Raw genomic sequence first — 21,052 nt, forward strand, 5'->3', positions numbered from 1 at the left:
CATCTCCCCCTTTGAGGGGGAGATGTTCGCCAGGGAAGAGGGGGGTAATCTCCGGCACATCATAGGTCGTCACCACCTTCCCCTGCGCCGGGTGCGGATGATTGCGTCACATGCTCAGGGAGCGGCCCAATAACATGATCAAAAAAATCCTCATCGCCAATCGCGGCGAAATCGCCTGCCGGGTCATCAAGACAGCAAAGAAGATGGGCATCGCCACCGTCGCCGTCTATTCCGATGCGGATGCCGATGCGCTGCATGTAAAGATGGCCGACGAGGCCGTGCACATCGGCCCGTCGCCGTCGAACCAATCCTATATCGTCATCGACAAGATCCTCGACGCGATCCAAAAGACCGGCGCCGACGCGGTGCATCCGGGCTATGGCTTCCTGTCGGAAAACGCCGCCTTCGCTGAGGCGCTTGAGAAGGCCGGTGTCGCCTTCATCGGTCCGCCGGTGGGCGCTATTTCAGCGATGGGCGACAAGATCACCTCGAAGAAGCTGGCGGCCGAGGCCGGCGTCTCCACCGTGCCCGGCCATATGGGCCTGATTGCCGATGCCGCCGAGGCGGTGAAGATTTCCGCAGGGATCGGCTATCCGGTGATGATCAAGGCGTCCGCCGGCGGCGGCGGCAAGGGCATGCGCATCGCCTGGAACGACCAGGAAGCGCGCGAAGGTTTCCAGTCCTCGAAGAGCGAGGCGAAGAACTCGTTCGGCGACGACCGCATCTTCATCGAGAAATTCGTCACCCAGCCGCGCCATATCGAAATCCAGGTGCTCGGCGATAAACACGGTACCGTGCTCTATCTCGGCGAGCGCGAATGCTCGATCCAGCGGCGCAACCAGAAGGTCATCGAGGAAGCCCCGTCGCCGTTCCTCGACGAGCAGACCCGCCGCGCCATGGGCGAGCAGGCCGTGGCGCTGGCAAAGGCCGTTGGCTACTATTCGGCCGGCACCGTCGAGTTCATCGTCGATGGCAGCAGAAATTTCTACTTCCTCGAGATGAACACCCGCCTGCAGGTGGAACATCCGGTCACCGAACTGATCACCGGCATCGACCTGGTCGAGCAGATGATCCGCGTCGCCTCTGGCGAAAAACTGTCCCTCGGACAGGATGACGTCAAGCTGAACGGCTGGGCGATCGAAAGCCGGCTCTATGCCGAGGATCCCTATCGCAACTTCCTGCCCTCGATCGGCCGCCTGTCGCGCTACCGGCCGCCGGTGGAAGGCATCACGTCCGGCGGCACGGTCGTGCGCAACGATACCGGCGTCTTCGAGGGCGGCGAGATTTCCATGTATTACGATCCGATGGTCGCCAAGCTCTGCACCTGGGCGCCTGAAAAGGGGGGGGCACCCGCCCGTCTGACCGCCATCGACGCGATGAGCGCGGCACTCGACGATTTCGAGGTCGAGGGCATCGGTCATAACCTGCCTTTCCTTTCGGCGGTCATGCAGCACGAGCGGTTCCGCTCCGGCAAGATCACCACGGCCTTCATCGCCGAGGAATTCCCGGACGGCTTCCACGGTGTCGAGCCGGATGCAGCCTCCGCACGGAAACTGGCGGCGGTCGCCACGCTCGTGCATCAGGCGTTGCAGGACCGCGCCGTACAGATCTCCGGCACCATCGGCAATCATCGCCGGGTGATCGGCAAGGACTGGGTCGTGACCTTTGCCGGCCAGGAGCTTCCTTTGACGCTCGATGCGTCCGCCGATGGCGTCTATGTCCGGCTTGCCGATGGCAGCGTGTTTGCCGCCGCCGGCGACTGGACGCCGGGCCGCAGCCACGCCACCTTCAATGTCGACGGCACGGCGATGGGCGTGAAGATCGATCTTTCCGGCACCGGCATCCGGCTGCGCTGGCGCGGCATGGACGTCACCGCTCATGTGCGCAGCCCGCGCGTTGCCGAACTTGCCAGGCTGATGCCGAAGAAGCTGCCGCCGGACACCTCCAAAATGCTGCTCTGCCCGATGCCCGGCGTCATCACCGCCGTCACCGTTGCGCAAGGCGAGACAGTGGAAGCCGGCCAGGCATTGGCGACGGTCGAGGCGATGAAGATGGAGAATATTTTGCGCGCCGAACGGCGAGGCGTGGTGAAGAGGATTGCTGTCACCGCCGGTGCAAGTCTGGCCGTGGATGAGCTGATCATGGAGTTCGAATAGGGCCGGCACCTGGGATGGGAAGCCAAATCATTGACACATTTTGGCCGCTTGAATTTCCCCCGACCATACAATCCATGTCATCATCGTTTCCGTTCCGCCATCGGATACGCTGCCAGGCGTGGCAGTGAGGCGGGCCCGGCGCTGCGTACCGACTGTCCCCCTCAAGGCGAGGGTATACGTCCGATCGATCCAAGGAGACCTTCCCATGCCCGATAACAAAACCCTCGCCGATTGGGCCACCCTTGCCGAACGCGAGCTCAAATCCCCGCCCGAGGCGCTGACCTGGCAGACACCAGAGGGCATTGCCGTCAAGCCGCTCTATACGGAGGCCGATCTGGAAGCCGCCGGTCATCTCGGCTCGCTGCCGGGCCTTGCACCGTTCACCCGTGGCCCGCGTGCCACCATGTATGCCGGGCGCCCCTGGACGATCCGGCAATATGCCGGCTTCTCCACCGCCGAGGCTTCGAATGCCTTCTACCGCAAGGCGCTGGCGGCCGGTCAGCAGGGCGTCTCCGTCGCCTTCGATCTCGCCACTCATCGCGGCTATGACAGTGACCATCCGCGCGTCGTCGGCGATGTCGGCAAGGCCGGCGTGGCGATCGACAGCGTCGAGGACATGAAGATCCTGTTCGACGGCATTCCGCTCGAAAAGATCTCGGTGTCGATGACCATGAACGGCGCGGTCATCCCGATCCTTGCCTCCTTCATCGTTGCCGGCGAGGAACAGGGCGTGCCGCGATCCCAGCTTTCCGGCACGATCCAGAACGACATCCTCAAGGAGTTCATGGTCCGCAACACCTATATCTATCCGCCCGAGCCCTCGATGCGGATCGTTGCCGACATCATCGACTATACCGCCCGCGAGATGCCGAAATTCAATTCCATCTCGATCTCCGGCTATCACATGCAGGAGGCCGGCGCGACGCTTGTGCAGGAGCTCGCCTTTACGCTGGCCGACGGCCGCGAATATGTCCGCGCGGCCATCGCCAAGGGATTGAACGTCGATGAGTTCGCCGGCCGCCTGTCGTTCTTCTTCGCCATCGGCATGAACTTCTTCATGGAGGCTGCCAAGCTGCGCGCCGCCCGGCTGCTGTGGACCCGGATCATGGAAGGCTTTCATCCGAAGAAACAGTCCTCGCTGATGCTCAGAACCCATTGCCAGACATCGGGCGTCTCGCTGCAGGAACAGGATCCGTATAACAACATCATCCGCACCGCGTTCGAGGCAATGTCGGCCGTGCTCGGCGGCACCCAGTCGCTGCACACCAATTCCTTCGACGAGGCGATCGCGCTGCCGACGGAATTCTCCTCGCGTATCGCCCGCAACACCCAGCTGATCCTGCAGCATGAGACGGGCGTGACGAAGGTCGTCGATCCGCTGGCCGGCTCCTACTATGTCGAGAGCCTGACGGCGGAACTGGCGCAAAAGGCCTGGGCGCTGATGGAGGAGGTCGAGGCGCTGGGCGGCATGACCAAAGCGGTGGCCGATGGCCTGCCCAAACGCCTGATCGAGGAGGCGGCAACCCGCCGTCAGGCCGCCGTCGACAAGGGCGATGAGGTCATCGTCGGCGTCAACAAATACCGGCTCGAAACCGAAGACGACCTCGATATTCTCGACATCGACAATGCCGCCGTCCGTACCGCCCAGATCAGCCGCATCGAGGAGACGCGCAGACGTCGCAATACGGCCGACGTGACGGCCGCGCTCAAAGCCCTGACGGAGGTCGCCCGTACCGGCAACGGCAATATCCTCGAAGCGGCCGTCACCGCCGCCCGCGCCCGCGCCACCGTCGGCGAAATCTCCGATGCGATGCGCGCCGTTTTCGGCGATCACAGCGCCGTTCCCGAAGTGGTCAGCGATATCTATGGCCATGCCTACAAGGACGAGCCGGAACTGGCGACGCTGTCCGCCCGGCTTTCCGATTTTACCCGCGCGATCGGCCGCAGGCCGAAGATCATGGTGGCGAAACTCGGCCAGGACGGCCATGACCGCGGCGCCAAGATCATCGCCTCGGCCTTTGGCGATATCGGTTTTGACGTGCTGGCCGGGCCGCTGTTCCAGACGCCTGACGAAGCGGCCGAGCTGGCAGTGACCGCAAAGGTGCACGTCATCGGCATGTCGTCGCTTGCCGCCGGCCACAAGACGCTGGCACCGCAGCTTGTCGAGGCGCTGAAGGCCAAGGGCGCAGGCGATGTGATTGTCGTCGTCGGCGGCGTCGTGCCGCGCCAGGATTATCAATTCCTGCTCGACCACGGCGTCGCCGCCGTCTTCGGCCCCGGCACCAATGTCATGGAGGCCGGCCGCGCCGTTCTCGACCTTCTGGAGGGCCGGCTGCGCAATGCGTGAGGCGGTGTTTCACCCTCATTAATCATCGCTGAAAAGTTCTGCTTCCGAATTCCAGGAAATGCCGCATTCTGTTCACGTGCTCAGCTGATTCGCCTCATGTGCCGGCGTCAAGGCCGGATTGAGAGCCGAACGACAACGCTAAATGATTTGGCCGGGGGGCAGCGCAATGCAGAAGCGCGACGACGTCGAAAACTGGGCAGTTTACAGAGCACAACAAATTCTGATGCGCGAGGGCATGGACCTTGCATTGTCGGCGCGCGACTTCGACAGCGGCGCGATCAGGGCCAAGGGCAAGCTCCTTGCCATGGCCATCGCCGCCTCCCTGGTCGAAGCGTCCGCGGCCAGGGCGGATTAAGCCGCAGCTGTCAGACACGGCCGGTCACCCCTAAAATTTGGGAATTGTCGGCAATCCCCAAGCCGCTACACTATCGTCCCATATTGGGTGTGTTTTCGAACGATAGGGTACAGTCATGCCGTTTCTGTCGAACATGGCCCTGAACCAGAGTGAAATCGAAGTGGTGTGCGGCGCGCTCGAGGAATGGTGCGCGGAAACACGCGTGGTGCTCAACAGCGATCATGGCCGCGATGCCGCCATCGTGATGCTCGGTCTCTACAAGTCCGGCCACGAAACCAAGAGTTCGATCCTGGAAGCGATGCGCAGGGTCAGCGCCGGGTGAGCCTGGCTGCTTGTATGACGCATCGCCTTGCCATGGATTGAGGCGATGCGACCGGCTCCCCGTCTCCCGCCGGGGAGACGTGCCGAGCGTAAGCGAGGCGATGAGGGGGCGGTTCGGCAAATTCTGATGTCCATGGCTTCGCCCTCATCCGGCGCCCGGCGGGAAGGGGAGGGGCCAATCCATGTGCACAAATTCCCCCGCCTCGCCAAACTGCGGTAGATGCCCCTCACAGGGCGGTCCGGCTTGTCCGGCCCGTGTTCCTTGAAAGGGACTGCTGGCTGCCGCTGGCGACCGTCAGTTGACCGTGACTGGCTTGGAGCGCATGCGCGAGACCGTTTCGCGCTCGGCCCGCTTGCAGCGCATCGGTGGCAGGTTACGGTCCATCAGGTCCATGTCTTCCAGCACCATGTCGCCCATCTTCTTGAAGGCGCTGTCGAGCGCTCCGGCCCGGTGAGCGGAGCGCAGGAAGCCCTTGAGGGTGCGGACGGGATGATCGAGCGGCAGCGGCTCGTCGGGATAGACGTCGCTGGCCGCCACGATATGGCCACTTGCGACCGCCGCTATCAGCGCGTCGAAGTCAACGACATTGGCGCGGCTGAGCAGGATGAAGGCGGCCCCCGGACGCATGCTGGCAAAGGCATCCGCGCCGAGGAAATGCTGGTTCTCGCTGGTCACCGCCGCGACAACAAAAATGAAATCGCTTTGCGTCAGCACCTCCTTGAGGCTCGACGGCCTGACGCCATTGTCGATCAGGATCGAGGCAGGCATCCAGGGGTCGTAGACGCGGGTATTGGTGCGGAAACCGGAGAGCACACGGTTCAGCGCCCTGCCGAGATCGCCGAAACCGATGATGCCGACATCGGCGCCCGACAAGAGCCGCGCCCGGGCATTGCCCTCACCGCCCCAGAGCTCACGGCCCTCACGGAAATCGACATCCGCATCCACGATGCCGCGGGCGATGTTCAGCGCCATCGCCAGCCCCATCTCGGCGACCGGCTCGGCAAACACCTGACCCGTCGTCACCACATGGATGCCGCGGGAAAACAGCACCTCATAGGGCATATTGTTGATCAGGTTGCTTTCGACATTGAGGATGCAGCGAAGTTCTGGCATGCGCGCCAGCGTCGCAGCGCTCAAAGGCGGCTGGCCGATAATATAGCGGGCCTCCTTCAGAATATTGTCACCGAGCCCCGCTATGTCTTCGGCACTCGCTTCAACGATGCGGTATCTGGCCTTCAGCTGCGCAAGCGCCGCCGGCGTGAAGATCAGATCGAGCGTGCGCGGCTCCGGCGCGCAGATGACCAGAGGCGGTTGCGTCTCAGGCATGATATCGTCTCCCTGCCCAGGCATGGGAAAAGCCCGGTCGTTGCGGCAAGTTGTATTGATGATCCGGCAATTTGCAAGAAATCGTGTCGGCAGGTCGGCCTAATAATTCAGACCGCGCAACTGCCGTTCGATCGAGCGCGGCGAACGTGGAGACTGAAACACCGGACCGTCGCCTTTGCGGCAGTTGTTCACGGTCTGGTAGCGCGGTCCGTAGGTCGGATGCCCCTCGATCTCGATGACGGATTGCTCGCAGAAAATCCGCTTGGCGTCCTCCGCTTCCTCCGGCGGCTTCACACCCGGCAGGTCGTTATAGGCCTGGGCAAACTGCACCGGTGCCAGCGTCGGTGACGCTGCGTTCGCAGGAAAAACGGAGGCGRCCAATGCCATGGAGATGAGGAGGGTTTGCGCGATCAACAGGTGCGTTCCATAGTGTTTGCCCGGTCAAGACGGGATAACCCGCATGTCCGGGCGCAAGGAGACGGTATCGTTTCCAGTGAAGTTGCGCTATAGCCCAACAGCTTGAACGAAGCACGACACCCTGTCCGGCTGATGTGGGGATTTCCATGGCAAATACAATACGGTTTCACCAAGGCGACATCTCAGCGGCAGACGCCGCGCGCTACAAAGGCGCCATCGCTGTCGATACCGAAACGCTTGGCCTGATACCGCGCCGGGACCGGCTCTGCGTCGTCCAGCTGTCACCGGGTGACGGCACCGCCGATGTGATCCAGATCGCCAAGGGCCAGACGCAGGCGCCAAACCTCACCGCCATGCTTGAAGACCCGACCCGCCAGAAAATCTTCCATTTCGGCCGCTTCGATATCGCCGTGCTGTTTCACACATTCGGCGTGACCACGACGCCGGTCTTCTGCACCAAGATCGCCTCTCGGCTGACCCGCACCTATACCGACCGGCACGGACTGAAGGACAATCTGAAGGAACTGCTCGAGGTCGATATTTCCAAGCAGCAGCAGTCCTCCGACTGGGCCGCTGAAAAGCTCTCGCCGGCGCAGCTGGAATATGCCGCGTCCGACGTCCTGCATCTGCATGCCCTGCGCGACAAGTTGACCGCCCGCCTGATCCGCGATGGCCGCGCCGACCACGCCGACGCCTGCTTCGCCTTCCTGCCCACCCGCTCCAAACTCGACCTGATCGGCTGGGAAGATACGGACATTTTCGCGCACAGCTGATGCGGCCGGCGCATAGATACGCCCCAATATAACCACGGCGAAATTAGGTTAATCGGGAATTAATGGTTGCCGGTTACCGTCAACGGCATCCCACGTTGCAGACCGCGCGGAGCAGCCATGATTACCCCCCTTCAGGCGAGTGCCGGAACAGTCAGTACCACGCTGATGCAGTCGATGATCGACCAGGCGGAGGAGAAGCGCGTCGAAGACGAAAAGAAGGCGCGCAAGGAAACGAAGGAAGACGATATCCTCAAGGCGAGGATTTCGGCGAGCAAGAGCCACGCGGCGCTGAACGACAAGGTCAACGCCCATTTCTTCGGCGCCCTGAAAAGCGACGACAATCCGATGGCGGAGCTGATTTCGCGGTTTCTCCACGTTCTGGGCCTGACGCGCGACGAGGGTGAATCCGATACCGATTTCGGTACCCGTGTCGAGGATACGCTGACGCTGGTCTCGATGATCGGCAAGAAGGAAGCCAATCTTTCCACCACCCCATCGACTTCCTGGCAGGCGCAGGAGGTGACGCTGGCCCGGTTCCGGGTCTCCGTCGATGACGTCGACGCTGTGTTGAACGGCACGGCCGAACAGCCATCAGAGATGGCGAATATGGCGGCCCGCTTCGTGACCCGCTACGGGCTGACGCAGAATGAGGACGAGAGCGACAACGATTACAGCAAGCGCATCGGCGAGACGATGGCCAGTGTGCGCAAGTCGATGCCGGCCAGCATCGAGGCGCTTGAAACAAAGACCGGCCTGCGGGATCTGGGCCTGACCGCGGCCCAGGTGGTGGATGCCATCAAGAATCCCTACGGAAGTCAGGCGAAGATCATCCAGGAAGTCCTCGACGATACCGCACGCACCGATGGGACCTCAACTGAGGATGCGCAGATCGCGATCCAGCGGCTGGAAGACATCGCCGATCCGAAATCCCTCGAGGAGCTGAAGCTCGAGCGGACGGATCAACCGGACCCGACCCGCGTCGAGAATGCCGAAACGCGCAAGGAGCGCGACGAGGATATTCGCAAGCTCGAAGCGGGCGACAAACTTGAGGACGTCAAGGAGGTCCAGGACACGATCAAAAAGATCAATGATGTCATCCGCGACGCATCCGGCGAAACGGGCAGCCCGGCGACTGAAGGCACATCCGCTACAGAAGTCGTCACATCCGGCGATCTGTTGCTGACCTTGGCTGCGGGCGCCGAAATGGCGGAGATAGAAGAAAAGGCGGAAAGCACGACTGCCAGCGGCACGGCCGGCCGGACCGACCCGATCGATACGCAAGCCGGAACCGACGCGTCCGAGGAGGCCAGGCAAGAGGCCGATATGGCCGTTCTCCTCGCCCGTGCGGGCCCCGCAGACGCAGGAGCGCCGGAGGGAGCGGATGCGGCGGTAAGCGGCATTCTGCCCGTCAGCCTGGACGAAAACGGAATCTACGAAATTCTCAAACGCCAGACCGAAGGGACGCAGGCCGCCTGATGCGGGCTTGCTCAGGTTTTAGGTCTGATGATGCCGAGGCGCGCCATCACTTCTTTCGGGATCCCATAGCGCTGGACGGCATCGCGGTTTGAGCGCAGGCCGCAGATTTCGCGCTGGATGAAGAACGCCCAGACGGCGTCGGCGGCATCGTTGAGCAACTGCTCGCGCCGCTCCGGTGCCGTGTGAGGATCGCTGAGCACACTCAATGCCGCGATTGCCTTTTCCACCTTCAACCCGTGCCGGCCGAGCGCATCCGCCCGCTCCGACATCAGTTCGTATTCGAGCAGGTTGAGGCCACTGTTCCTGGTAAAGGACGGGGACAAGGATTGGGGCGGACGAACCGTCATCTTGAGGCTCCGAAGTCGTCAGCAGCTACAGCGGCCTTTGCGCATCATGAATGACGCGCGGCGCTATAGGATGGGACGGCAACGGCCGTCAGGCAACAGATTTCGGGAAAAAACTATTTTGCCCGTGCGCGAATGTCCTCGAAGCTCCATTCCCGCAGCAGATCGCCGTTCTTCCAGACCGTTTCCAGATGATTGTGGCGGTCCTTGAGTTCGTCGAGACGCGCCGCCTCAAGACCGCCAAGACCACTGATGACCGCCTGCCGGCCCGCTTTCGACGCCTTGACGTTCATGGTGGCGGGGCGCTTGAAGACATCGTGCCATTTGCCCGCGTCGTCCAGCCGGGCATTGGTCTTCATGGCGAAGGAATAGGTATCGCGGTTGACCTTCTGCAACAGGCCGCCGCCCATGCCGAAGGCGWTGTTCTCGGCTGAAAAGCCGAACGCCTCCAGCCGGCCGAGGATCTGGCTGATATCGGCATTGGAAATGCCATCGCCCTGGATGACCCGGACGGACTTGTCGAGCACCCTGTAACCCTTGCCGTTCAGTGTCGAGCCGAAATGGTAGTCGAGCTGCTTGATCACATGCACAGGCGTCTCGATCGGATCGCCGCTGTCGGGCCGGATGACCACCGTGCCGCCGCTCGCCCTGACCTTTTCACGCAACTGCTCGCCCCAGATTTCCGAGACCGCGTAATTGATATCGTAGCTATCCGACACGACGGCGAACATGCCGCCGCCGGCAAAGCGATCGATCATGTTGGCATAGGCTTCCGCTTCCCGCTCGACGCCCCAGGCCGTCATCGTCGAGTGTTCGGAGGCGGGGATCGAGAAACCGGCCATTTCGGCACCATAGTAGCGCCGGGCATAGAGGACGCCAGTCATGGTATCGGTGCCCATGAAATTGACGAGATGGGCTGCCCCGCCGATGCCGGCCTGCTCCAGCGCGCCGACCCCGCGCGCGCCAAAATCGTGCAGGCGGAAGGGCAGGGCGGCGTCCGGATCGTCGCAGGTTTTCTCCAGGATCGGCCGGATGATCTGCTTGATCTTGCGGGCATTGCTGGCGACCGATGACGGATACCAGACGCCCCGCAGCAGCGCGGTCTCGATATAGGATGTCAGCCAGTAGCTATCGGGATCGGTATTGACCACCTCTACCATCGGTACGCCGCGGCGCAGCAGGGTGCCCTCCGGCAGAGCCTGGATCTCCAGCGGCAGATAGCCGCCGAACTGGTCGACGATGCGCATCCAGCCGGCGCGGTTGAATGGCAGGCCATGGGCAAGAACGATCGCCTCGGCCTCGTCGATATCGGCGCGGGTTACCGGCTTGCCGAGATACTCCTTCAGGAACATCTGCAGGCCGAAGAACAGCACATCGGCCTGATCCGGATGTCCGCGCGTCTCGATATAGGCGGAAATTGCCCGCGTGCCGGGCGGGTACTGCAGAAAATGGCTGAACTTATAGCTGTCGGTGTTGAGGATCAGATTGGTCAGGTTCATCGCATTCCCCCCGAAAGCAATTCCGTGCTCGCCGCACAGTGGGCGGCGGCGCAGCGCAAAGATGTACGCGAGCGGCGAAAGGGCGGCAAGGGCCAAGGGGCGCCGTCCCATCCCCGATATAGCGCCTCCGGTATGGTTAATATTCTGTCAATCATTCCGTCCTAAAATGGAAGCACACAATGCTCGGCCACCCGTGGCTCCGAAGCAGCCGACGCAGTCTGGTTTGGCCGTACATGAGCCGTCGGGCATGCGCATGAAGCGCCAGCATCCCATGACACACGCCTGGAGCCTTCCGGCTCTGCAGCCGCCATGCCGAGACAGATCTGGCCGTATGGCCTCAACCCCAACTTGACGGAGATTGCGATGCTGATGCCCATTCTCACAGTCAAAACACCCGTCGCTGCGGCGCAGGCGGCGGTCCTCGTCGAAGCCGTCACGCCGAGGGAGCGGACGCTTCCTGTAACCATGCCTGGACGGATTTCGGGAAACCAGTCGGAAGTGGTTCTCAAAATCCTGGAGACGCTGAACCGGCATCTGCTTGAAAGCGAACCTCTGCCGAAAGACGCGCTGATCCGCCTGCTCGACACGCTGGCGAAAATCCTGAAATTTCCGCCGCTGCCGCAGGAGACCCTGCGTGATTTCAGCAAGCGGCTGGCCGTCTTCCTCGAAACGCTGCCGCCTGCAGCGCGCCTGGCGCTGGAAAAACAGCTTGGGCAGCGCAACCTGGCGATATCCATCCGGATTCTGACCGAGGCGCTGAAGATGCCCTCGATCGTCAATATGCCGCGCTTGCCGGACGGGGGGATGGTGCCGCTGACGCTGCCTCGCGACGGTAGCAGCCAGGCGGATGGCAAACCGCTGCAAACACAGACTCCGCCGCAGAAACAGACACCCGTACCGGGCCGGCAAGCGCCGATACCCGCCTCGCAAACGATCGTGGCCAGTCCTGCCGTCATTTCCGAGCCGGGCCTGTTGCAGGCTGCGCTGAAAAAGGCTTTCGGTGACGATGAGACGCCCCCCGCTGTCATCGCCTTCGAGGAAAGCCTCGACAACGAAGGCCCGTCAGGCACACTGCGCGCAGATCAGCCGGCAAAGGCCCAGACGGCACGGGGCAGTGGCAGTGCTCCTGCCAGCGGGCAGCCGCAGCAGCCCAGCAGAGCAAACTCCGAATCGATCCCGCTGCTGCGCGCCGCCGCCGCCTTTCTTGCAGCCGATCCGGAGGCCCTGTCCCTGGTCGCCGCAATCGCCTCTGGGGATATGGATGGCCGGCTGAAGGCAAAGCTGGCAGAAGAACTGGGGCTTGACCTTTCCGAGCCAATGGAAACCCCGGAGCAACCGGAACATTCAGCCGGTACAAACAGGCCTGGCTCCGGGATCGAGGACGACGCTTTCCGCACATTGGAAGCGGAGCCGGATGGGCCGGCAAATACAGGCACATCGTCCGCTAAGCCGACCGCTACGCGCGTTCTCCAAGATGTCGATGGTTTCAAGGGGCACGATCTCGGCGAGTGGGAACTGGAGATCGTACCCGAAAACCGGTTCCTTGCCGGCACCGATGAGACCCCCTCGCCGTTGGCCGAAGCGGAGATGGATCGTCCGGAAAAGAGCCTTGCCCAGACGCTGAAAGCCCTGGTCGAAGCCAGCCTGCCTTTGCCCGGTTCAGTCCCGGACGGATCCGATACGCTGTTTGCAACGCTTGCCGGCGAAACAGCCGACATGGGCGCCGAAATCCTGTTTGCCCAGCTGGAAGCCGCCGGCAATGCCGAAATGCAGCCCGACACTTCCTTGCTCACCGGCGATACCGGCGATCAGATGGAAATGGCCGGGCTCGAACACAACAGCTGGAGCGCGATGCTGGAAGGGACTGAGGATAAACCAGGAAACCGGCCAGCGCCCATGCATGCCGCGACGATGGAAGAGACTGCACGCGAGGCCCTGACGCCCCGGTTGCCGGATGCAGGCATCTCCCGGGACGCAATTCCCTTCGCGATGATCCCCTACCTGCCGGCAAAGGCGCAGGAGACGCCAAGCATCGAGGCGGAGGAGGAGCAACCCGCCTTCTCCGGCGGAGATGGCGAGGATGAAGGCCAAAACCGCGAAGAGCGCGGCGAGCAGGAAGACGACACCACCGCCGTGCCGCGGACGGACCTGGAAGACGAGGAAAGCGAGGCCGCAGACGCCTATGACCTCTACCGCCGCATGGGCGGGTACGGCTGAGCCCATTCGCTCGCAGAAACAGCTTCAGAACAGACCACGAAAAAGCCCGCGGAAATTGCTTTCCGCGGGCTTCGTTATTCAGACGGCTAAGGCTTATTCGCCCGAGCGGTTCTTCAGGGCTGCGCCCAGGATGTCGCCGAGCGAAGCGCCCGAGTCGGACGAACCGAACTGTGCGACGGCTTCCTTCTCTTCAGCGATTTCCAGAGCCTTGATCGACAGCATGACCTTGCGGTCCTTCTTGGAGAAGTTGGTGACGCGGGCGTCGACAACCTGACCAACGGAGAAACGCTCCGGACGCTGTTCGTCGCGGTCACGCGACAGATCGGCACGGCGGATGAACGAGGTGAGGTCTTCGTGGTTGACGAGCTTCACTTCGATGCCACCGTCGTTGACGGCCAGAACTTCGCACGAAACAACGGCGTTCTTGCGCAGGTCGCCGGAAGCAGCGGCGTCGCCGACTGCATCCTTGCCGAGCTGCTTGATGCCGAGCGAGATGCGTTCCTTTTCGACGTCTACATCGAGAACGACGGCCTTGACCATGTCGCCCTTGTTGTATTCCTCGATGACCTGCTCGCCCGGACGGTTCCAGTCGAGATCCGACAGGTGCACCATGCCGTCGACGTCGCCGTCGAGACCGATGAACAGGCCGAATTCGGTCTTGTTCTTGACTTCGCCTTCAACTTCCGTGCCAGCCGGATGGCTGTGCGCGAATGCCTGCCACGGGTTCTCGAGCGTCTGCTTGAGGCCGAGCGAGATGCGGCGCTTGGTCGGGTCGACTTCGAGAACGACAACGTCGACTTCCTGCGTCGTGGACAGGATCTTGCCGGGGTGAACGTTCTTCTTGGTCCAGGACATTTCGGAGATGTGGATCAGGCCTTCGATGCCCGGCTCCAGCTCTACGAATGCACCGTAGTCGGTGATGTTGGTGACGGTACCGGAGATCTTCTTGCCGACCGGGTACTTGGCACCGATGCCATCCCACGGATCCGACTCGAGCTGCTTCATGCCGAGCGAGATGCGGTGGGTTTCCTGGTTGATGCGGATGATCTGAACCTTGACCTGCTGGCCGATGTTCAGGATCTCCGACGGATGGTTGACGCGGCGCCATGCCATGTCGGTGACGTGCAGCAGGCCGTCGATGCCGCCGAGGTCAACGAACGCACCGTAATCGGTGATGTTCTTGACGACGCCGTCAACAACCTGGCCTTCTTCGAGGTTCTGGACGATTTCCGAACGCTGTTCAGCACGCGACTCTTCGAGAACCGTGCGGCGCGACACGACGATGTTGCCACGGCGCTTGTCCATCTTGAGGATTTCGAAGGGCTGCGGGTTGTGCATCAGCGGGGTAACGTCGCGGATCGGACGGATGTCGACCTGGGAGCGCGGAAGGAAGGCAACGGCACCATCCAGATCGACGGTGAAACCACCCTTGACCTGGTTGAAGATGACGCCTTCGACGCGTTCGCCGGCTTCGAACTTGACTTCGAGGCGGACCCAGCTCTCTTCGCGGCGAGCCTTTTCGCGCGACAGAACAGCTTCGCCCATCGCATTTTCGATGCGCTCGACGTAAACTTCGACTTCATCGCCGACCTTCAGCGTGCCGTCCTTGGCCTTCGCGCCGAATTCCTTCAGGGCGATGCGGCCTTCGACCTTGAGGCCGACGTCAACGATTGCGACGTCCTTCTCGATGGCCGTTACAATACCCTTGGTGACGTAGCCTTCGGCAAGATCCTGCGTAGCAAAGGATTCCTGCAGCAGCGCGGCAAAATCGTCGCGGGTGGGGTTAGCTTGAGACATGAATACTCCTGGTGTGCCACAGATGGGGCACAGGCGCCGGGGGTTAGCGTTGACAGGTCCGAAAACCATCCGCTCCAATCATGAAGGAGCAAATCCGGCGCGGGGATGGTGGTTCGGACTATTGCTTCAATGCGGCGTCAACAAGCGTCTTCGCCGTTAAGAATGCGGCCTCTATACTCATTTCGGACGTATCTAGCAAGTGTGCATCGGAGGCCGGGCGCAACGGGCTGTCGGCCCGTCCCATGTCGCGCTCGTCGCGCTTGACGATATCGGCCAGAACCTCCAGGAAATCGGTCGGAATGCCGTTGCCGACGATCTCGTCGAAGCGGCGGCGGGCGCGTACCTCGGCCGATGCCGTCACATAGAGCTTGACCGCCGCATCCGGGCAGACGACGGTTCCGATATCGCGGCCATCCAGCACCGTTCCGGGCTCACGCAGCGAAAAGGCGCGCTGCGTCTCGACCAAAGCCTGGCGCACCAGCGGCATGACGGCGATCTTGGACGCCGCCTCGCCGATCGAATGTGCCGACAGCACGCCACGATCGAGCCCGGCAAGCTCCACGTCGCGCGCCATCTGCTCGGCAATCAGCTCGTCGTCCAAGGGCAGGCCCGCGTCCAGCAACGCCTTGGCGGTGGCGCGGTAGGTCAACCCGGTATCCAGATGATGGAAGCCGTATTCCTCGGCGATACGGCGCGACAGGGTTCCCTTGCCGGCCGCAGCCGGGCCGTCGATGGCGATGATGAAAGTCATTTTACTACCTGAAAGTGGATATGATCGTCGTGGTGCTCAAAACCGTTCCGCGCACGGCAGCTCGATATTTCGGACGTCCCTGCTCACTCGTCAATAAACAAGCTTGCAATCGTCCGATGAGCCGTGCGTAACATCAAGTTGCGGAATGGTCATCCCGCCGGTCAAAGAAAAGCAGCGCAGGCGTCCCGACAAGTTAATCTTTGACAGATGAGGCCAAGACCATTATGGGGACCGGCTAATTCATTTCATCTTCAACGCCGGTATTCCGGCAAATGCCGGTGACACCGGCCATTCAAGAGGCTTTGACTGTGGCAAAAGCGGAACTTGGAACAAAGCGTATCGATCCGGAAACAGGCCGTAAGTTCTACGACCTGAACAAGGACCCGATCGTTTCTCCCTATAGCGGCAAATCCTATCCCCTGTCCTTCTTCGAGGAGACATCGGTCGCCAAGGTCATGGAAAAGGCCGCCGAGGAGGACGAGGTTCAGGAAGTCGACGCCGAGAACACCGAAGTCGAACTGGTCTCGCTCGAGGATGCCGACAGCGAAGCAGCCGGCGGCGACGACATTCCGGATCTGGGCGACGATGACGTCGAAATCGAAGGCGACGACGACGACACCTTCCTCGAAGCCGACGAAGACGACGAGGACGGCCTGTCCGACCTGATCGGCGTGTCGGACGACGACGACGAGGTCTAAACCTCACAGATTTCAAACAATTGGCGTCCGCGCGGGGTTTTCAACCATCATGCGGACGCAAGGCTTGGGGCTCACTGAATAAAAACTTCGCCCTTTGTCTTTTTCGGCTTGCCATCTGCAAAAAGCAGAAGTATGAAGCCGCCAACCGACCGGACAAACAGTTCGGAAGGCCTTCCCGGAACCGGCTCTGCCGGACCCAAGATGGGGCTATAGCTCAGCTGGGAGAGCGCTTGCATGGCATGCAAGAGGTCAGCGGTTCGATCCCGCTTAGCTCCACCAAATTTTTTCCAGTATATCGCGATGACTAGGGAAGCTGTGGCTCCTGCATAACGTTGTCGATGCTTGCCAAGCACTCTTGTCGGCTTTCCGCCACGTTTTCAGTCTGGCTGTTGGGGCTTCCGCCTTATGCCGGTTGCAGAATCAACTGGCCGCGCGATAAAGTTTGCCAGGGACCAGCAGGGGGCATGTACATGGCTGATACACAACTTCAACAAGGGCCTTCGACGTGGCGCATCGTTCTCGCTGCCATATTGGACTTCCTCACCGCATTTTTTGTATTGGGCTACCTGATTGCTTCGACCTTCGGCGGGAGAACTGAGGAAGGCTTCAATCTCCAGGGCGGCACAGCACTGTTGATGATGGCTCTCATCGTTGCCTATTTCGTGGTCTTCAATAAGTTCCTTGGCGGTACGATCTGGAAACGTATTCTGCGGGCGCAGCGCTGAACAACGACTGCCATTGCCCATGGCCGCTCGCACTCCCAACGATGGCCAGGCTCCATTTCGGACAATTTTAGCGTATCTCCACGCCCATTGACTATGCTCGCCCGAGCCTATCCAACATTGCCTTTGGCAAAGTAAGGGCAGTGAGGAGCAGATCATGGATCTCGGCATCAAAGGCAAACGGGCACTCGTTCTCGGCGGCAGCAAGGGGTTGGGGCGAGGCATCGCCGAAGCGCTGGCGGCCGAGGGCGCCAGCGTTGCCCTGACAGGGCGCGACCAGACGAAGGCGGCGCAGAGTGCTGCGCAAATCGGTGATTCGGCCCGGGGACTTGCGCTCGATCTTGCAAACCCCGGTGCCATCGATCCGTTTCTCGACCGGCTTGCCGCCGATTTTGGTGGTATCGATATCCTGGTGCTGAACGGCGGCGGGCCGCCGCCGAGCCTTGCGGCGGAGATAGACCCCGCATTATGGCGTGCCCAGTTCGACACGATGGTGCTGGCCGGCATGCGCATCACCAACAGGCTCTTGCCATCCATGCGGCAGAACGGCTGGGGGCGCATCATGGCGGTGGCCTCAACCAGCATTCGCGAGCCCATCCCCGGCCTGACCGCTTCCAACGCCCTGCGCAGCGCCGTTGCCGGCTGGCTGAAGACGCTTGCGGGCGAAGTGGCGGCGGAGGGCATTACCGTCAACATGCTTCTGCCCGGCCGGCTGGCGACGGACCGGACGCTGAGCTTTGACCGGATGGATGCGGAGAGTGAAGGATTGAGCATCGAGACCGTGGCTGCGCGCAGCCAGTCGGACATCCCGATCGGCCGCTATGGGACGCCGGCGGAGTTCGGCGCAGCGGCGGCCTTTCTTGCCAGCCGCCAGGCCGGCTACATTACCGGCGTCGCGTTGCCGGTCGACGGCGGGCTCAGCCGCTCGATGGTGTAGGCTGAAGGCCGCTCCTCAGCGATGCGCGGCCCAGGGCACGAACCAGCGTTCCAGGAGCCGCGCCAGAATTTCCAAAAGGAAAGCGATTGCGGCGATGACGACGATGCCTGCAATCACGATGTCGGTGACGAGGAACTGCGCGGCCGACTGGATCATGAAGCCGAGGCCGCGGCTTGCGGCCACCAGTTCGGCCGCCACCAGCGTCGACCAGCCGGCGCCGAGCGCGATGCGGGTTCCCGTCAGGATCGAGGGAATGGCGCTGGGCAGGATCACCTGCAGGAGGATTTGCAGGCGGGTCGCACCGAACGATCTGGCAGCGTTGATGAAATCGGCGGGTGCCGATTTGACCCCGGCTGCGGTCGACAGGATGATCGGCGGCAGCATGGCGAGCGAGATGACGGTGATCTTCGAAGCCTCGCCGATGCCGATCCAGATGATGATCAGCGGCAGATAGGCAAGCGGCGGCAGCGGCCGCAGGAACTCGACGATGGGATCGAGAATGCCCTTGCCGATGCGGCTGGTGCCAATCGCGAGGCCTGCCGGGATGCCGATGACGATCGAGGCTGCGAGAGCGGCAAAAATACGCAGCAGGCTGGCGAACGTATGTTGTGCCAGCGTCGAATCGACGAAGCCGTTGACTGCAACGCCATGGATCGCTTTCAACACTGTCCATGGCGACGGCAGGAAGAGCGGCGACACCACCCCATAGGCCGAAGCGAGGCTCCAGGCGGCGATGATGACGGCGACCGTTGCCAGTGAAATCGGCAGGGTTCCGAAGCTACGCTTGGGCTGTTGCGCTTCGACGGCGACATCCACGGGCGCTGTAGGCGCGGCGGGTACGATCGTGCCGATGTTGATGGTCATGCCGCATCCTCCTCGGCGTCCGCGTGAATAAGGCCGGTCAGGCCATCGTGAAGGCGCCGGTATTCCGGTGTGTTCTTGATTTCCGGCAGGGATTTGCCGGCAAGCAATTGCCGGCCGAAACTGGCCGGGATATCGGCGACGATGCGGCCGGGATCGGGCGCCAGCACGATGACGCGGGTGGCGAGCAGGATGGCTTCCTCGATACTGTGGGTGATCAGGAGTGCCCCAGTCTTGCTGTCCGACCAGACCTTGAGCAGGAATTGCTGCAGGCGGGCGCGGGTCAGCGCATCGAGTGCGCCGAGCGGCTCGTCGAGCAGCAGAAAGCGCGGTTCGGACGCCAGGGCGCGGGCGATGCCGACACGCTGGCGCATGCCGCCGGAGAGCTCCCAGATATTCTTGGCGCCGGCGTTCTCCAGACCGACCTTTGCCAGCAGTTCATCAGCACGAAGCCGCCGTTCGCGCTTGGCTGCACCGCGCAGCTTGAGCGGAAAGGCGACATTGTCGCGGGCGTTAAGCCAGGGGAAGAGCGCATCGTCCTGGAAGACGACGGCGCGATCGGCTTCGGGGCCGGCTATTTCCACGCCATCCACCGATATGCGGCCGGATGTCGGCTTGAGGAAACCTGCTGCGAGATTGAGAAGACTGGTCTTGCCGGAGCCGGACCGGCCGATGACGGCGATGAATTCATCGGACGCAAGATGCAGCGTCACGCCATCAAGCACCAGCCGTGTCTGACGGCTGTCGCGATCGGCCGGAAACGCCAGAGAGACGGATTGCAGCGACAGGACGCTCATGATCACACCGAGGGTTTGAGGCGCTGGAATCCTTCGGATTCCAGCGCCTTTTTTTATTTTAGAGACCGGCCTTGGCGGCTTCGACAACCCAGCGCGACGAAACGTAGGGCGCGTAGTCGGGAAGGACCGCTGGAATCTTGCCCTGTTCCAGCAAGAAGGCTGAGGTTTCGGCCACGGCCTTCACTGTTCCGCCGCCGAGCAGATCGGCACCGGCCTGCTCTTCGAGCGTCGGGAAGTGGTAGCCCTTCAGGAGAGCCGGAACCTCCTCGGTTTTCGCGCCGGTGAGCTTGGCGATCTTCTCGGCTTCCGGCGATGCGGCGTTCCAGCTGTCCGGGTTGGCGCGATAGGAGGCGTAGGCCTTGCCGGTCACCTGAACGAAGCCGGTGACGATTTCCGGATGTTCTTCGGCAAATTTCTTGCTGACGATCCAGGCATCGAAGGTCGGGCCGCCCCATTCGGCGACATCCGCCGAGGTGGCAAGCACGCTGCCGGTTTTCTTAAGCTCCGACAGGACCGGATCCCAGACATAGGCGCCATCGATGTCGCCGCGTTCCCAGGCGGCTGCGATTTCCGGCGGCCGCAGGTTGAGGATCTCGACCGATTTCGGATCGACCTTCCAGTGTTTCAGCGCCGTCAGCAGGCTGTAATGGGCGGTGGAAACGAAGGGAGTGGCGATCTTCTTGCCGGCAAGGCCTTCGGGCTTGTCGATGCCCTTGACGGCCAGTGCCTCGGCTTCCGAGATCAGGCCGACGACGAAGATCGTCTCGATCGGAATTTCGCGGCTGGCGGCGGCGGCGAGCGGCGACGAGCCGACATAGCCGATATCGAGCGAACCCGAGGCGATCGCGGTGATCACATCGGCACCGCTGTCGAATTTCTGCCAGTTGATCTTGGCCCCCGTCACCTTTTCATAGGTGCCGTCGGCCTGCGGCACCCGTGACGGCTCGACGATCGGCTGGTAGCCGATATTGACGTTGACGTCGGCGGCATAGGAAAAATTGCTGTGCGTTGCAAAGGCGAGAACGGCCAAGGTGGCGGTTCCCAAAAGGCGGCGGCGGTTGATTGTCATGTCCCTCTCCCGGCAAATGGTTCAATGGCATTCCGCGCCGAAGGCTCCGGTGGAATGTTGCTTAATCATTGTAAAATTCATAGAATTTATAGAGATAAAAAATTCCTAGATTTACCATTCTTTCGTAATGAAATTCTAAAATGAAGACGGACCTGGGTCTTTTCGCCGGAGCGGTGCAAAAAGACAAA

At 61.9% G+C, this 21,052-nt stretch carries 19 protein-coding genes and 1 tRNA gene; 11 read left to right on the forward strand and 9 right to left on the reverse strand.

Annotation, left to right across the window (positions count from 1 at the left end; translation table 11 throughout):
* Positions 1-134: 134 nt before the first annotated feature.
* The 4 genes from AC1D17_RS14180 (at position 135) to AC1D17_RS14195 (ending at position 5,180) form a co-directional block, all read left to right on the forward strand.
* Entirely contained in the window at positions 135-2,156 is a 2,022-nt protein-coding gene (locus AC1D17_RS14180; RefSeq protein WP_477566037.1) for an acetyl-CoA carboxylase biotin carboxylase subunit, read from the forward strand.
* A gap of 205 nt (positions 2,157-2,361) precedes the next feature.
* Positions 2,362-4,503, forward strand: a complete 2,142-nt coding sequence (gene scpA / locus AC1D17_RS14185; RefSeq protein ID WP_477566038.1) for a methylmalonyl-CoA mutase — start codon at positions 2,362-2,364, stop codon at positions 4,501-4,503.
* A 166-nt stretch (positions 4,504-4,669) separates the two neighbouring features.
* Complete coding sequence (locus tag AC1D17_RS14190; protein ID WP_113246239.1) at positions 4,670-4,858, forward strand: hypothetical protein; 189 nt, start codon at positions 4,670-4,672, stop codon at positions 4,856-4,858.
* A 115-nt stretch (positions 4,859-4,973) separates the two neighbouring features.
* Positions 4,974-5,180 carry a hypothetical protein gene (locus AC1D17_RS14195; protein ID WP_477566039.1) on the forward strand — a complete coding sequence of 69 codons (207 nt, stop codon included), beginning with the start codon at positions 4,974-4,976 and terminating at the stop codon, positions 5,178-5,180.
* Positions 5,181-5,474: 294 nt separating this feature from the next.
* Here the strand turns inward: AC1D17_RS14195 and AC1D17_RS14200 are convergent, their stop codons facing one another.
* Both AC1D17_RS14200 and AC1D17_RS14205 read right to left on the reverse strand, forming a co-directional pair.
* Positions 5,475-6,506, reverse strand: coding sequence for a hydroxyacid dehydrogenase (locus tag AC1D17_RS14200; RefSeq protein ID WP_477566040.1), 1,032 nt, complete (start codon positions 6,504-6,506; stop codon positions 5,475-5,477).
* 99 nt (positions 6,507-6,605) lie between these two features.
* Positions 6,606-6,920: a hypothetical protein gene (locus tag AC1D17_RS14205; RefSeq protein WP_477566041.1), complete on the reverse strand. Its 315-nt coding sequence runs from the start codon at positions 6,918-6,920 to the stop codon at positions 6,606-6,608.
* A 149-nt stretch (positions 6,921-7,069) separates the two neighbouring features.
* On the opposite strand from AC1D17_RS14205, the gene AC1D17_RS14210 reads away from it, so the two are divergent.
* Together AC1D17_RS14210 and AC1D17_RS14215 are read left to right on the forward strand one after the other, a co-directional pair.
* Positions 7,070-7,696: a ribonuclease D gene (locus AC1D17_RS14210; protein WP_477566042.1), complete on the forward strand. Its 627-nt coding sequence runs from the start codon at positions 7,070-7,072 to the stop codon at positions 7,694-7,696.
* A gap of 117 nt (positions 7,697-7,813) precedes the next feature.
* Entirely contained in the window at positions 7,814-9,172 is a 1,359-nt protein-coding gene (locus AC1D17_RS14215) for a hypothetical protein (RefSeq protein WP_477566043.1), read from the forward strand.
* An 11-nt stretch (positions 9,173-9,183) separates the two neighbouring features.
* Here AC1D17_RS14215 and AC1D17_RS14220 read toward each other — a convergent pair whose 3' ends face one another.
* Entirely contained in the window at positions 9,184-9,519 is a 336-nt protein-coding gene (locus AC1D17_RS14220) for a DUF6665 family protein (protein WP_477566044.1), read from the reverse strand.
* Between the two features lie 113 nt (positions 9,520-9,632).
* Positions 9,633-11,015 carry a nicotinate phosphoribosyltransferase gene (locus tag AC1D17_RS14225; protein ID WP_477566045.1) on the reverse strand — a complete coding sequence of 461 codons (1,383 nt, stop codon included), beginning with the start codon at positions 11,013-11,015 and terminating at the stop codon, positions 9,633-9,635.
* A 369-nt stretch (positions 11,016-11,384) separates the two neighbouring features.
* Between AC1D17_RS14225 and AC1D17_RS14230 the strand changes: the two genes are divergently transcribed.
* Positions 11,385-13,232, forward strand: coding sequence for a hypothetical protein (locus tag AC1D17_RS14230; protein WP_477566046.1), 1,848 nt, complete (start codon positions 11,385-11,387; stop codon positions 13,230-13,232).
* Between the two features lie 93 nt (positions 13,233-13,325).
* Here AC1D17_RS14230 and rpsA read toward each other — a convergent pair whose 3' ends face one another.
* Entirely contained in the window at positions 13,326-15,029 is a 1,704-nt protein-coding gene (gene rpsA, locus AC1D17_RS14235; protein ID WP_037104019.1) for a 30S ribosomal protein S1, read from the reverse strand.
* A 118-nt stretch (positions 15,030-15,147) separates the two neighbouring features.
* Entirely contained in the window at positions 15,148-15,780 is a 633-nt protein-coding gene (cmk, locus tag AC1D17_RS14240) for a (d)CMP kinase (RefSeq protein ID WP_477566047.1), read from the reverse strand.
* 308 nt (positions 15,781-16,088) lie between these two features.
* Here cmk and AC1D17_RS14245 point away from each other — a divergent pair, with 308 nt between their 5' ends.
* The 4 genes from AC1D17_RS14245 (at position 16,089) to AC1D17_RS14260 (ending at position 18,137) form a co-directional block, all read left to right on the forward strand.
* Positions 16,089-16,478 (forward strand): TIGR02300 family protein, encoded by a 390-nt coding sequence (locus AC1D17_RS14245; protein WP_477566048.1) that lies wholly within the window; start codon positions 16,089-16,091, stop codon positions 16,476-16,478.
* 203 nt (positions 16,479-16,681) lie between these two features.
* Positions 16,682-16,757, forward strand: a tRNA-Ala gene (locus AC1D17_RS14250).
* Positions 16,758-16,948: 191 nt separating this feature from the next.
* Positions 16,949-17,203 (forward strand): hypothetical protein, encoded by a 255-nt coding sequence (locus AC1D17_RS14255; protein WP_477566049.1) that lies wholly within the window; start codon positions 16,949-16,951, stop codon positions 17,201-17,203.
* Positions 17,204-17,357: 154 nt separating this feature from the next.
* Positions 17,358-18,137, forward strand: a complete 780-nt coding sequence (locus tag AC1D17_RS14260; protein WP_477566050.1) for an SDR family oxidoreductase — start codon at positions 17,358-17,360, stop codon at positions 18,135-18,137.
* Positions 18,138-18,152: 15 nt separating this feature from the next.
* On the opposite strand, the gene AC1D17_RS14265 is transcribed toward AC1D17_RS14260, so the two are convergent.
* The 3 genes from AC1D17_RS14265 to tauA are packed head-to-tail and all read right to left on the reverse strand — an operon-like array spanning position 18,153 to position 20,864.
* A complete protein-coding gene (locus AC1D17_RS14265) occupies positions 18,153-19,001 on the reverse strand; it encodes an ABC transporter permease subunit (protein WP_477566051.1) in 849 nt (282 codons plus the stop codon).
* On the reverse strand, positions 18,998-19,795 hold the full coding sequence (locus tag AC1D17_RS14270; RefSeq protein ID WP_477566052.1) for a taurine ABC transporter ATP-binding protein: 798 nt from the start codon (positions 19,793-19,795) through the stop codon (positions 18,998-19,000). Before AC1D17_RS14270 ends, AC1D17_RS14265 begins: the two co-directional genes overlap by 4 nt.
* A gap of 58 nt (positions 19,796-19,853) precedes the next feature.
* A complete protein-coding gene (tauA, locus tag AC1D17_RS14275) occupies positions 19,854-20,864 on the reverse strand; it encodes a taurine ABC transporter substrate-binding protein (protein ID WP_477566053.1) in 1,011 nt (336 codons plus the stop codon).
* Between the last annotated feature and the right edge of the window lie 188 nt (positions 20,865-21,052).

The organism is Pararhizobium sp. P1_E7 (assembly GCF_056405855.1).

Excerpts from the sequence above, each read along its gene's own strand:
- AC1D17_RS14195 (WP_477566039.1), top strand. The coding sequence starts at position 4,974 with ATGCCGTTTCTGTCGAACATGGCCCTGAACCAGAGTGAAATCGAAGTG.
- AC1D17_RS14200 (WP_477566040.1), bottom strand. The coding sequence starts at position 6,506 with ATGCCTGAGACGCAACCGCCTCTGGTCATCTGCGCGCCGGAGCCGCGC.
- AC1D17_RS14215 (WP_477566043.1), top strand. The coding sequence starts at position 7,814 with ATGATTACCCCCCTTCAGGCGAGTGCCGGAACAGTCAGTACCACGCTG.
- AC1D17_RS14180 (WP_477566037.1), top strand. The coding sequence starts at position 135 with ATGATCAAAAAAATCCTCATCGCCAATCGCGGCGAAATCGCCTGCCGG.
- rpsA (WP_037104019.1), bottom strand. The coding sequence starts at position 15,029 with ATGTCTCAAGCTAACCCCACCCGCGACGATTTTGCCGCGCTGCTGCAG.
- AC1D17_RS14255 (WP_477566049.1), top strand. The coding sequence starts at position 16,949 with ATGGCTGATACACAACTTCAACAAGGGCCTTCGACGTGGCGCATCGTT.
- scpA (WP_477566038.1), top strand. The coding sequence starts at position 2,362 with ATGCCCGATAACAAAACCCTCGCCGATTGGGCCACCCTTGCCGAACGC.
- AC1D17_RS14230 (WP_477566046.1), top strand. The coding sequence starts at position 11,385 with ATGCCCATTCTCACAGTCAAAACACCCGTCGCTGCGGCGCAGGCGGCG.
- AC1D17_RS14270 (WP_477566052.1), bottom strand. The coding sequence starts at position 19,795 with ATGAGCGTCCTGTCGCTGCAATCCGTCTCTCTGGCGTTTCCGGCCGAT.
- AC1D17_RS14265 (WP_477566051.1), bottom strand. The coding sequence starts at position 19,001 with ATGACCATCAACATCGGCACGATCGTACCCGCCGCGCCTACAGCGCCC.
- AC1D17_RS14260 (WP_477566050.1), top strand. The coding sequence starts at position 17,358 with ATGGATCTCGGCATCAAAGGCAAACGGGCACTCGTTCTCGGCGGCAGC.
- cmk (WP_477566047.1), bottom strand. The coding sequence starts at position 15,780 with ATGACTTTCATCATCGCCATCGACGGCCCGGCTGCGGCCGGCAAGGGA.
- AC1D17_RS14210 (WP_477566042.1), top strand. The coding sequence starts at position 7,070 with ATGGCAAATACAATACGGTTTCACCAAGGCGACATCTCAGCGGCAGAC.
- tauA (WP_477566053.1), bottom strand. The coding sequence starts at position 20,864 with ATGACAATCAACCGCCGCCGCCTTTTGGGAACCGCCACCTTGGCCGTT.
- AC1D17_RS14190 (WP_113246239.1), top strand. The coding sequence starts at position 4,670 with ATGCAGAAGCGCGACGACGTCGAAAACTGGGCAGTTTACAGAGCACAA.
- AC1D17_RS14220 (WP_477566044.1), bottom strand. The coding sequence starts at position 9,519 with ATGACGGTTCGTCCGCCCCAATCCTTGTCCCCGTCCTTTACCAGGAAC.